The sequence below is a fragment of the Micromonospora sp. HNM0581 genome (genome assembly GCF_012726175.1).
Lineage (GTDB): Bacteria > Actinomycetota > Actinomycetes > Mycobacteriales > Micromonosporaceae > Micromonospora.
Genome location: NZ_JAASAD010000019.1, coordinates 80,521 through 91,333, shown reverse-complemented (window position 1 = coordinate 91,333; position 10,813 = coordinate 80,521). Strand labels below are relative to the sequence as shown.

Annotated in this window: 12 protein-coding genes; 7 read left to right on the top strand and 5 right to left on the bottom strand. The window is 69.2% G+C overall.

The window, feature by feature from the left end:
* Positions 1 to 117 precede the first annotated feature (117 nt).
* Positions 118 to 330: a hypothetical protein gene (locus tag HCA58_RS20050; RefSeq protein WP_169599376.1), complete on the bottom strand. Its 213-nt coding sequence runs from the start codon at positions 328 to 330 to the stop codon at positions 118 to 120.
* A gap of 357 nt (positions 331 to 687) precedes the next feature.
* On the opposite strand from HCA58_RS20050, the gene HCA58_RS20045 reads away from it, so the two are divergent.
* Positions 688 to 1,272 carry an NAD(P)H-dependent oxidoreductase gene (locus tag HCA58_RS20045; protein ID WP_169599375.1) on the top strand — a complete coding sequence of 195 codons (585 nt, stop codon included), beginning with the start codon at positions 688 to 690 and terminating at the stop codon, positions 1,270 to 1,272.
* A 269-nt stretch (positions 1,273 to 1,541) separates the two neighbouring features.
* Positions 1,542 to 1,724: an antitoxin gene (locus HCA58_RS20040; protein ID WP_169599374.1), complete on the top strand. Its 183-nt coding sequence runs from the start codon at positions 1,542 to 1,544 to the stop codon at positions 1,722 to 1,724.
* A gap of 149 nt (positions 1,725 to 1,873) precedes the next feature.
* On the opposite strand, the gene HCA58_RS20035 is transcribed toward HCA58_RS20040, so the two are convergent.
* The gene (locus HCA58_RS20035) at positions 1,874 to 2,410 is read right to left on the bottom strand and encodes a CGNR zinc finger domain-containing protein (RefSeq protein WP_169599373.1); all 537 of its coding nucleotides are present in this window, start codon (positions 2,408 to 2,410) and stop codon (positions 1,874 to 1,876) included.
* Between the two features lie 82 nt (positions 2,411 to 2,492).
* On the opposite strand from HCA58_RS20035, the gene HCA58_RS20030 reads away from it, so the two are divergent.
* From HCA58_RS20030 to HCA58_RS20010, 5 genes are all read left to right on the top strand, one after another.
* The gene (locus tag HCA58_RS20030) at positions 2,493 to 3,377 is read left to right on the top strand and encodes an alpha/beta hydrolase (protein WP_169599372.1); all 885 of its coding nucleotides are present in this window, start codon (positions 2,493 to 2,495) and stop codon (positions 3,375 to 3,377) included.
* 213 nt (positions 3,378 to 3,590) lie between these two features.
* Positions 3,591 to 4,769 carry an ATP-binding protein gene (locus HCA58_RS20025; protein WP_169599371.1) on the top strand — a complete coding sequence of 393 codons (1,179 nt, stop codon included), beginning with the start codon at positions 3,591 to 3,593 and terminating at the stop codon, positions 4,767 to 4,769.
* Entirely contained in the window at positions 4,759 to 6,015 is a 1,257-nt protein-coding gene (locus tag HCA58_RS20020; protein ID WP_205809176.1) for a hypothetical protein, read from the top strand. Before HCA58_RS20025 ends, HCA58_RS20020 begins: the two co-directional genes overlap by 11 nt.
* The gene (locus HCA58_RS20015; RefSeq protein ID WP_169599370.1) at positions 5,988 to 6,701 is read left to right on the top strand and encodes a response regulator transcription factor; all 714 of its coding nucleotides are present in this window, start codon (positions 5,988 to 5,990) and stop codon (positions 6,699 to 6,701) included. The genes HCA58_RS20020 and HCA58_RS20015 overlap by 28 nt, the downstream gene beginning before the upstream one ends.
* Positions 6,702 to 6,774: 73 nt before the next feature.
* Positions 6,775 to 7,476: a hypothetical protein gene (locus tag HCA58_RS20010; protein WP_169599369.1), complete on the top strand. Its 702-nt coding sequence runs from the start codon at positions 6,775 to 6,777 to the stop codon at positions 7,474 to 7,476.
* A 32-nt stretch (positions 7,477 to 7,508) separates the two neighbouring features.
* Here HCA58_RS20010 and HCA58_RS20005 read toward each other — a convergent pair whose 3' ends face one another.
* The 3 genes from HCA58_RS20005 to HCA58_RS19995 form a co-directional block, all read right to left on the bottom strand.
* Positions 7,509 to 8,258, bottom strand: a complete 750-nt coding sequence (locus HCA58_RS20005; RefSeq protein ID WP_169599368.1) for a lysophospholipid acyltransferase family protein — start codon at positions 8,256 to 8,258, stop codon at positions 7,509 to 7,511.
* Between the two features lie 115 nt (positions 8,259 to 8,373).
* Entirely contained in the window at positions 8,374 to 10,434 is a 2,061-nt protein-coding gene (locus HCA58_RS20000) for a glycogen debranching N-terminal domain-containing protein (RefSeq protein ID WP_169599367.1), read from the bottom strand.
* Positions 10,434 to 10,802 (bottom strand): SCP2 sterol-binding domain-containing protein, encoded by a 369-nt coding sequence (locus HCA58_RS19995; RefSeq protein WP_169599366.1) that lies wholly within the window; start codon positions 10,800 to 10,802, stop codon positions 10,434 to 10,436. Before HCA58_RS19995 ends, HCA58_RS20000 begins: the two co-directional genes overlap by 1 nt.
* Positions 10,803 to 10,813: the final 11 nt, after the last annotated feature.

Sequence of the window (10,813 nt, the reverse complement as noted above, 5' to 3'; positions counted from 1 at the left end):
CCGCCGAACCACCGATCAGCCAGCCCAGCGACTACCCCCTTCACGCCAACCAACGAGCCGTCAACACACGGGCTGAACAGACCACCGACCGATCGACCCGCGTTTAACACCAGTCACCTAGCCCTTGTCGATGACCTCGTAGCAGTTGATCCAGGAGTCGCTGAAGGTCAGCGACGGGCCGTAGTCCCAGATCAGGGAGACGGTCCACCGGCCGCGCCGACCCTGGAGGCTGTTGCGGATGATCACGTCGAAACTGCCGACAACCCCGTTGCTGTCGCCATAGGTGGCGTTGCCCTTCGTCTCGCCGATGTAGCGCGAGGCATCAATCATCCGGTGGCAGGTGCCGCTGCTCTCGCACCAGGTGTCGTAGTCGTCCGCGAGAACCGACGTCGAAGCGCGGGCCGGGGCGGTGGTGGCGGTGACGGGCGTGAAGGTGGTGACAGCCGCATCCGATACGCAATGCGGCGCAGCGCGTCCCGGCTGTACCGCCGCTGCGCTCGGCCTATTCGCCCACCGTGAACCCTCTGACGGAAACGTCGGTCATGGCGACACGGCACTTGACTTGAACCTTGGTTGAAGAGCGACGGTGGAGGCAGAGCAACGGTGTGTGACAGACCGCTGTGTCCGGCTGCCCGCCGAGGGTCCCGGAGGGATCGCCACCCGCCCAGTGATGGAAGGAACCTCGCTATGTCCGCGGAACTGTTGAAGATCGCCGTCATCGTCGGTAGCACCCGTAAAGCCCGCTTCGGCCCCGTGGTGGCCGGCTGGTTCGCCGAACAGGTCCGGCAGCGTGACGACATGGAACTCGACCTCGTCGACCTCGTGGAGGCGGCCCTGCCGTACGAGTTGCCGGACTTCCACCGGGGCGAGGAACCCGCACCGGTTCGGGCACTCGCCCCACGACTCGCGGCGGCGGACGGGTTCGTCTTCGTGACACCTGAGTACAACCACAGCTATCCCGCCTCGCTCAAGAACGTCGTCGACTGGTATCTGAAGGAGTGGCAGGCCAAGCCGGTCGGCTTCGTGTCGTACGGAGGGCTTGCCGGCGGTCTGCGTGCGGTCGAGCATTTGCGCCCGATTCTGAGCGAGGTGCACGCGATCACCGTCCGGGACGTCGTCAGCTTCCACGGTGTGTGGGAGCGGTTCGACACATCCGGCCGGCCGGTCGAGCCGCAGGGCTGTAACGCCGCCGCGAAGACGATGCTCGACCAGCTGGCGTGGTGGGCCCGCGCCCTGCGGACCGCGAGAGCTGAACGCCCCTACGGCGCCTGACCGGTCGAGCTCCGTGGTCGGGCGATGGCACTGCTGGGCACGGGCACTCAACGGATACCGCTGTCGAGGAGAACCGACACTCGTGGTGGTGCTGGAGGGCAGGTCGGGTGGGGATGAGGAATCGCTTTCCCGTCGCCTCGGGCAGCGTTTCGCCGGCGAGAAATCTCCACGGTGAGCGACAACAAGAGGATTTTGTGTCGATTTGTCGATGTTTCTACCGACGGGCTGAGGGAACCTGACGAAGGTCGCTCTAGCAAAGGAGGACCATCGTGGGTGACTTCATGAGCAAGGCTAAGGACTTGGCGGACAAGCACGACAAGCAGGTCGATCAAGGGCTGGAGCGGGCCGGCGACATGGCCGACGAGCGCACCGGCGGAAAGTACGACCAGCACATCGACAAGGCGGTGGATCAGGCCCAGGAGCGCACCGGCGAGGGCGACCAGGTGCCCTGACGCCTACGCCGGAGCCCGGGCCGCCCTCGAAGGACGGCCCGGGCTCGGTCATGTGTGACGAAGTTCGTCTCCACAACTGACATGCCCCGGGTGCGCCTCAGGCCGATGGGGGCGCCTCGGCGGTGTCGACGACCCGGTGACGGTGAGGTTCACCGCCGAGCGGGACGGTCCTGGTCGGCGGGTGGTGGACTGTCACCTGCCTGGCGTACCGCGCGCTCGTGGTGACGCCGGGCCTTGAGCCGGTTGCCGCAGGTTGCCATGGAACACCAGCGTGCACTGTTGGACCTGCTCCGGTCGAGCAGGAACAGGTGACACTCGTCGTTTGCGCACGGTCGCAACCGGCCTGGTTGAGACCGGCGCAGTTCGTCCCATTCGGCAACCGCGTCGACTATCACCTTCCGCGCACCTGTCGCCTGAATCTCCCAGGTCAGGCCCTGATCGTCGACGGTGGGGAGCGCGACGACCCCGGACAGCAGGGCTTCGAGCGCGGCGGGGCTCTGCTCGGCGCGGACCACCGCCTGTAACCGGTTCCGGGCCTCGCGCAGCAGCTGCCGCTCGCCGACCTCGACGGTGAGCCCCTGGGCGCGCAGCCACCGGCGGGTGGACTCGTCGTCGGCGAGTTGATCGGTCCTCGTACCGCGGACGATCGGCGTGCTGTTCAGCAGCGCCAGCAGAACCCCACTCACTTCTAACCTCCATCGATCATTTGACAGGTTACCGCATCACCTGCTTTGCTCTAACCTTCTTAGGCCTTCAAGGGGGTTAGCAATGCCGGAGATCCGTCATCGCTTCGCGACCGTCGCCGGGCATCAGGTCTTCTACCGCGAGGCCGGACACGCCGACGCGCCGGTCATCGTCCTGCTGCACGGCTATCCGACCAGCTCGTTCATGTTCCGCAACCTGATCGGACCGCTCGCCACGGACCACCGCGTCATCGCGCCGGACCACCTCGGCTTCGGCCTGTCCGACGCACCACCCGTGGACGAGTTCGAGTACACCTTCGACGCCCTGGCCGAGATCACCGCCGGCCTGCTCGGCCAACTCGGCGTAGACCGCTACGCCATCTACGTCCAGGACTACGGCGCCCCGATCGGCTGGCGGCTCGCCCTGCGCGATCCGGCAGCGATCACCGCGATCGTCACCCAGAACGGCAACGGCTACGACGCGGGTTTCGTCCCCGACTTCTGGCAGCCGGTATGGGAGTACCACCGCGAGCAGAACCCCCGGACCGAGGCCGGCCTACGCGCCGCGCTCAGCCTGGAGGCGATCCGGTGGCAGTACCTCACCGGAGTGCCGGACGAGAGCCTGGTCGACCCGACGGTGTGGTGGCACGACTTCCGCCTCGTGTCCCGGCCGGGCAACGACGCGGTGCAACTGAAGCTGTTCGCCGACTACGCAACCAATCCGCCCCTGTACCCGAGGCTGCACGAGTACTTCCGCACCACCCGGGTGCCGCTGCTGGCCGTATGGGGGCGCGGCGACCAGATCTTCGGGCCCGATGGGGCCAAAGCCTTCGCCGACGACCTACCCGACGCGGAGATCCACCTTCTCGATGGTGGCCACTTCCTTCTTGAGACCGCCGCCGCCCAGGTTGCCGACCTCGTCCGCGCGTTCCTCACGAAGTCGGGGGCCTCAACCAAACCACCCCGGTGATCGTCGCCAACCGGCTCGACTGATCCGCCGACCGCGCCTGCGCGACGGGTACGGCTCCGACACCGCCCCAGCCGAGCGTCACGGGTCAGCGACCGAAGGTCGACACGTACGTCACCGACGGTCGCTCGCCCGGCTGCCGCGTGTTATTCTCCGGCGTCGATCTCCGCTGTTCGGGCCCGGATCGGGTCGTTTGTCGCAAAGGACGCCTACCCGATGCCGGCCGTGCCCAGTCCGACCACGCCACCCGCCCCGAACGACCCGCCGGCCGCCGGCGCGTTCGCGTTCATCTTCAGCCGGCTACCTGCACTGCTCCGGCTGTCGTGTGGACTGTTCTGTCTCCTCGTGGCGCCCGCCGTACGTACCCCGCCGGTCCGCACGGAGCTGCTGCTGCCCGCCGTACTCGTGCTGACCGGGTGGGCCGTCTGGTACACGGTGCGTGCCTGGCGCGTCGACCTCGGCGTGTCGTTCGTCGCCGCCGATGTGGCCCTGACCAGCGCTGCGTGTCTCGCGATCCCGGTCCTGGTCGCTCCTGAGGTGCTGCCCGGTGAGGCCAGCTGGATCGCCGTGCTGGCGAGTACCACCGTGATCAATGCGCAGGCGACCGGGACGGCCCGAATGTCGGTTCCGGCCGGGCTGCTCGTCGTCGTCGCGTACACCACGGGCGCGCACACGGCCGGGAACCCGACGGAGGCGAGGGCCCACGCGGTCACCCTGCTGGCCCAGACCGGTTGCGCGGCGATGCTGACGGCAGTGATGCGCCGACGCATCGCCCGGGCCGACACCACCTTCGTGGCCGCTCAGCGGGCCACCCGTCACGCCATGGTCGCCCGGATCGCCCGTGAGGCGGAACGACGCCAGAACCGCGATCTGCACGACACGGTCCTGGCGACGCTCACCATGGTCGGGCAGGGCGCGGTGAGCGGACCCTCTCCGGCGCTACGCGAGAGATGCGCCGCCGACCTGCATACCCTCGCCGCCCTGGCGGAGGCACGCTCGGTGCCACACGATGCGACGGCCCGACTGGACGAGCGACTCCGCGCGGTGCTCGCCCGGCTGCCCGGCCTACCGGTCGCCGCCGACCTACCACCGTGCACGGTGACGGCGTCCGTCGCGGAGGCGGTCGCGGAAAGCGCGCACGCCGCGCTGGCGAATGCGGCCAACCACGCTCCCGGCGCACGGGTGTCCCTGCGACTGCGGTGGCTCGCCGGCACCGTCACGGTCGAGGTGGTCGACGACGGTCCCGGCTTCGACCCGGACGCGGTTCCGGCGCACCGGTACGGTCTACGCGAATCGGTACACGGCCGGATGGCGACGATCGGTGGACACGTCGATGTCGACTCCGCACCCGGTCAGGGCACCCGAATCCGGTTGGAGTGGTCGGATGTCGGCTGAACGACTGTCCGGAAACCCGGGGGTTCACAACGCGACGTTCCGACAAAAGTTCAGGCGTGCGACGTTCCTTCCCCGGCCGCCCCGGTCGACTGCGGTTCCCGACCAGCGCGCCAGGCCGGCCTCCGACGAATTCGACACAGTACCGGCAGCTGCTGCGGTCGCCCGTGCCTCCGATCGGGGTGCCCGCATCGTCGCGATCACCATCGCGCTGGTCTGGCATCTGACCATCGGACTGCCGGCGGTACTGGCCGCCTGGTCCACCCTGGCCGTTCCCGAGGTGGTCATCGGCGGCTGGCTCCTCGTGGCGGCCCTCGGCGTGATCGCCGGAAGCCGGCTGCTGCGCGACATACCGTTACCGGCGGCGCCGCTGGCCGGCCTGCTGCTTGTCGTCGACGTGGCGGTTTTCGCCACCGTGGGCCGGGCCCACCTGATCAGCCCGGCGAACTGGGTGTGGGGCACCCTCGCCTGGTTCTTCCTGGTGGCGATCTGGGGGCAGCCGGTACGCCGGCTGCTCGTCCTGCTGGGGGTGCACGCGGCCACCGCGATGGTCGCCGTGGTGCTGCACGATGCGACGAGCGCCGCCGACCTGGCCCGAGCCACGATGGCCATCTATGGCACGTCGTCGTTGCCGGTGGCGGTCTTCACCGGGGCGATGGCGCTGGCGGCGTTGTCCCGGCAGCGGGCTGCCACGGCGGCGACCGCGAACGCCATGGTCGCCGAGCGGGAAGCCGCCGAACAGGCTCGACAGGAGCGGGGCAAGCGGCTGGGTCTGGTCAGTCGCGCCGCCAGCGAGGTCCTCACCGAGCTGGCTCGTGGGCGGGTCGACCCGGCCGACCCGCAGGTGCAGCGGCGCTGCATGCACGCCGCTGCCCGGCTGCGTCGCCTGATCGCCGAGTCCGACGACGTGCCCCATCCGCTGCTGCACGAACTGCGGGCCGCAGCCGATCTGGCCGAGCGCAACGGTCTGCCGATCGACCTGGTCACCATCGGTACACCGCCACCGTTGCCGGTGGGGGTCCGCCGAAACCTGGCCGACCCCCTCACCGCCGGCCTCGCCGACGCACGGGACTGGGCCCGGTTGACAGTCGTCTCCAGCCCCGACGAGGTGGTGGTCAGTCTCGTCACACCCGACGGGGAGGGCCCGGACACCACCGGGCCCACCGGGGATGAGGACGACGGGCAGGTGGAGCACCTCTACGAACGGGACGGGAAGATCAGATGGACGCAGACGCGCTGGCACCGGTGATGCCGGGACGGCCCGTCGGTGTGGCGATCGTGGACGACCACCCGGTGGTCATCGACGGGGTACGCGCCTGGCTCGCCGCCGACTCCCGATTGACCGTACTGGCCACCGGCGACGATCCGGACGAGGTGCTACGGACGGCACCGCAGGCCGATGTGGTCCTGCTCGACCTGCGGTTGCACGGCCGGTTGGTGCTGGACAAACTCGCCGAGTTGAGTTCCGCCGGGAAACGCGTGGTGGTTTACTCCGAGCACTCCGATCCGGCGACGATGCTTGCCGCGCTCGATGCCGGGGCGGTGGCGTTCCTTGCCAAGCACGAGGGGCGCGAGCACTGTGTGGCGACCGTGCTGGACGCGGCGAGCGACCGACCTTACGTCGCTCCTTCGCTGGCCGGCGCGATGGTGGGCGATCCGCGACCGGACCGTCCGGTGCTGTCCGACAAGGAACGCGAGGCACTGCTGTTGTGGTTCCAGTCGATGTCCAAGGCGTCGGTGGCCCGGCGGATGCGGATCAGCGAACACACCGTCAAGCAGTACGTCGACCGGGCACGGATCAAGTACACGCGGGCGGGCCGGCCGGCTGCCACGAAGGCGGCGCTGCTCGCCCGGGCGATCGAGGATGGACTCGTACGACCAGAGGAGATTGGTATCTACCGGTCGCGTGCGTCGACCGATCAGCCGACCCCCTAACGACCGTCATGACAGCGACGGACGATTCGACCAGGCTCGTGGACAGTTGCCGTCCGCCCCGGAGGTTTCGACGATGCGCAGTGACGCGTCCCCGTTCTTCATCGCGCCGCATCGGTTCGACGCGGCGCACGACGGCTCAGGCCCGCTGCTGGACCGGCACCACGAACTGGTGCCGGAGAGCGGCGAACGGGTGCTCGACCGTAGCCGGGTGGACGTGGCGGGTTATCTACTCGGTCCCAGCGACGCCTACCGGGCTTGGGGGCTGCCCGCTCCGGTGACCCTCACCGTCACCGATCACCGGCTGGCGTACGTGGGTGGGAGCACGCAGCTGGCTGCCGTGGGCGCCACTCGGGGCGGAGCCACCCGGCTGCCCGGGTTGGTCAGCGGGCAGATCCGCTGGCAGTGGCCTTCCCGGTTGGAGCTGTCAACGGCCGACGACGGCGACCGGGCCACGTTGCTCGTGGTCTGCGACGCGCTTAGGACGATCCGGCAGCCCGCGCTCGCCCTGGTCGGTCCCGAGGGCCGGATAACCCAGATCGCCCGGCAGCTGCGCCACCTGGTCGCCACGTTCCGGCTGGTCCGGCCGGAGCTGGTGGACCTGTCCCCACCGGAGCGGGACGCGCTCGCACGCCTCGCCCGGGCCTCGTCACTCGGCGGCGCGGGGCGGGTGCTGCTGCCCGGTGCCCTGCCCGTGGAGTTCCACTCCCGCGACGACTACTACCGGCCCAGGCACACCGACGCACGATCGTACGATGCCGCCTCCGGCCAGCGTTAGGTCCACGGCGTCGACCTGCCGCGTCCGACGGCTCAGCGGTTCGCGGAGCGCCTGTCGTCGGAGTCGAGCACCGCGGCCTCCTGCGGGGTCGGCGCGCTGCCGCCGAGATGAGCCGGCAGCCACCACCGGTCCGCTGGTGTGTCCGGCTGGTCCGGGTACTCCCGCTGGGCCCGGTCGACGAGCGCGGTGAGCCGGGTCCGCAGTTCCTCGGTCATCGCGGCGGGGTCCTGGTACGCGGCCGGGTCCATCGGCTCACCCACGATGATGGTGATCGGGGTGTGCCGGCGGGTGAGCGTACGCGGGCGCCCCTTCGTCCACAGCCGCTGCGTGCCCCAGAGCGCGACCGGCAGCACCGGCACCTGTGCCTCCCGGGCCATCCGGGTGGCCCCGCTCTTGAGGTCCTTGACGGTGAAGGAGCGGCTGATCGTGGCCTCGGGGAACACCCCGACCACCTCGCCTGAGCGCAGTGCCGCGACCGCGGCGGCGTACGAGTCGGCACCGGCACGTCGATCCACCGGGATGTGTCGCATTCCGCGCATCAGGGGCCCGGACACCCGGTGCCGGAACACCGAGTCCTTGGCCATGAACCGGACGAGGCGCCGGGACGCGAGGGCGCCCAGGCCGCAGAAAATGAAGTCCAGGTAGCTGACGTGGTTGCTGGCCAGGACCGCTCCGCCGGTACGGGGAACGTGGTGGTCGCCCTCGACGGTGAGCTTCAGGTCGAGGGCCCGGAACATCGTCCGGGCGGCGGCGATCACGGGCGGGTACACGAGTTCCGGCATCCCGAAACTTTACCCCGAGTAGGTTACGCGTCGGTAGGGACCGTGGGTGTCTAACCATATCCCGCGGACGCGGCCGGGTCGCCCGTCGCCCGCACCGGCGACCCGGCCGTACCGGTCACCCGGCGAGCGAGTGCAGGTCGAGCCGACCACGAGCGAACGCGTCCACCCGCCCCCAACGACCCGGGATGTCGAGCACCTCGATCCGACCCATGCCCACGGGCAACCGCGGCTCGACCGCCAGGTGCCCCTCGTGCGGTTCGAGGCCGAGCATCGTACGCAGCAGCAGCAGCGGGGCCCCGGTCGACCATGCCTGCGGGCTGCACGCCGTCGGGTACTCCACCGGAAACTTGGTCTGCTCACGCGGGTATCCGCCGAAGGCCTCCGGCAACCGGCCGTCGAAGTATTGGGCGGCATCCAGGATGCCGTTGGCGACGACGGCAGCCTCCTCCGCGAAGCCGTACCGCCGCAGACCCCAGGCGCAGAACGAGGTGTCGAACGGCCAGACGGTGCCATTGTGGTAGCCGATCGGGTTGTAGCGAACCTCGCCCTCGGCCAGGGTCCGCACCCCCCAGCCGGTGAACAGCCGCGGACCGACCAGGTGGTTGGCGATCTGCTCGGCCCGGTCGTCGTCGACGATGCCGCTCCACAACAGGTGGCCGATGTTGGAGCTGAGCACGTCGCACTGCCGCCCGTCCGGGTCGAGCGCGAGCGCGTAGTAGCCGCCGTCCTCGACCCACCAGTCCCGGTTGAACCGTTCCTTCAGGGCAGCAGCCTCACGCTCCAACTGGTCGGCGTACGCCGGGTCGTCCCAGAACTCGCGGGCCAGCCGTGCGCCACGCATCTTCGCGTCGTACGCGTACCCCTGCACCTCGCAGGTGGCCCGGGGAAACGGCGGCAGCGTCCCGTCGCGGTAGGAGATGGAGTCCCAGGAGTCCTTCCAACACTGGTTCTCCAGGCCGGTGTCGGTGTTGCGCCGCTCGTACCAGATGTAGCCGTTGCCGACCAGGTCAGCATGGTCGTCGATCCACTTGAAGGCCCGGCGGCACTCCTGTTCCACCTCTCTCACCAACGCGGCGTCACCGCTCCACTGCTCGTACTCGTCGAGCAGCACCACGAACAGCGGTGTCGAGTCGACCGCCCCGTAGTACGGCGAGTGTGGCTGTTCCTCGAACGCCGCGCTCTCGCCGTACCGCATCTCGTGCAGGATCCGCCCGGGATCCTCCTCCCGGAAGTCGTCGAACCGGGTGCCCTGCAGGGAGGCCAGGATCCGCAGCGTCGTCGCGCTCAGTTCCGGCGTGAACGGCAGTGTCTGCAGACAGGTGAGGATGCTGTCCCGGCCGAACATGGTCATGAACCAGGGCAGGCCGGCGGCGGGCAGGGTCTGCCCGCCGAGCGACAGCGGCGAGAAGCGCAGCGCCGCCAGGTCGACGATGCACTTGCGGTACGTCGCGGCCACCTGGTCGTGCTCGCTGTTCACCTTCGGCGCCTTCGCGATCCACTCCTCCAGGTCGTGTTGCAGGGCGAGCCGCTCGTTACCGTGCACCCGAACCCCGAGGCGCAGGTCCCGACCGCCCGGGCCGAGGGCCAGGGTCTGCACGTCGACGGAAGTGTCCCACTGCTCGTTCGGTTCAAGGTGGATGGAGTACGCGAAGCCGTTCCGGTCGTACCGGGCCGGCGCGGACGACGAGATGATCGTCTCGCGCTTGAAGTTGCCGCGTCGGTAGCCCAGGCGCAGCCGGTCCGGTTCGGCCTCGGAGTAGATCTCGCCCTTCTTGTTGAGAATTTCGTCCTTGACCTCGAACAGGTCGGCGAAATCGCACCCGGCGTCCATTCGGACCTCCAGATCGACCGCCTTCTCGTCGTGGTTGAGGATGGTGATGTGCTCCCGGAAGCTCCCACCGACCGCCCGCTCCCGGATGACGGAGAGTTTGGCGTCCACGTAGTGGGTGGCCAGGCCGGGCACCAGGAAGAAACGCGACTCGTAGTACTGCAGGTCGTCGTAGGAGAGAGCGTTCAGTCGCTCCCCGTTGACGGTCAGCACCCACTTGGAGAGGAAACGCGTGTCGATGGAGAACAGTCCGGTCGGTTCGGTGGGTGTCGCCTCGATGTCCCCGGTGGCCTCGCAGACGACGAAGTTGTTGCCGTCGAGAATCCGTACGGTGTGGCTGGGCGCCATCACTGCACCCCCTTCCGGTAGCGCTGCGGTCCCCTGGCGTACGGCGACCCGGGAAAGATCCGTTCGACCTGCACCACCAGACGGGCGTCACCGGTGACCGTCATGTCCCCCCGTAACAGCGCCGCCAGCCCGTTCTCCCGACCGGTGACCAGTTCCTCGAAGAGCGCGGGACTGGTGCCGACCACCGTGTCCGCCTCCTTGTCCTGCCGGCTGACCTCGACGCTTCCCCGGTCGATCCGGATCAGCCAGTGCGTCGTCTGCGGCCCCTCGTGCAGGTCGAAACGCACGGCCCCGGAGGACTTCGCCAGCAGGGGTTCGTATCCCTGCTGGTCGAGGTCCTCGAAGAACCGCGTGGTCGCGTCCACCATCGGGCCCTCCT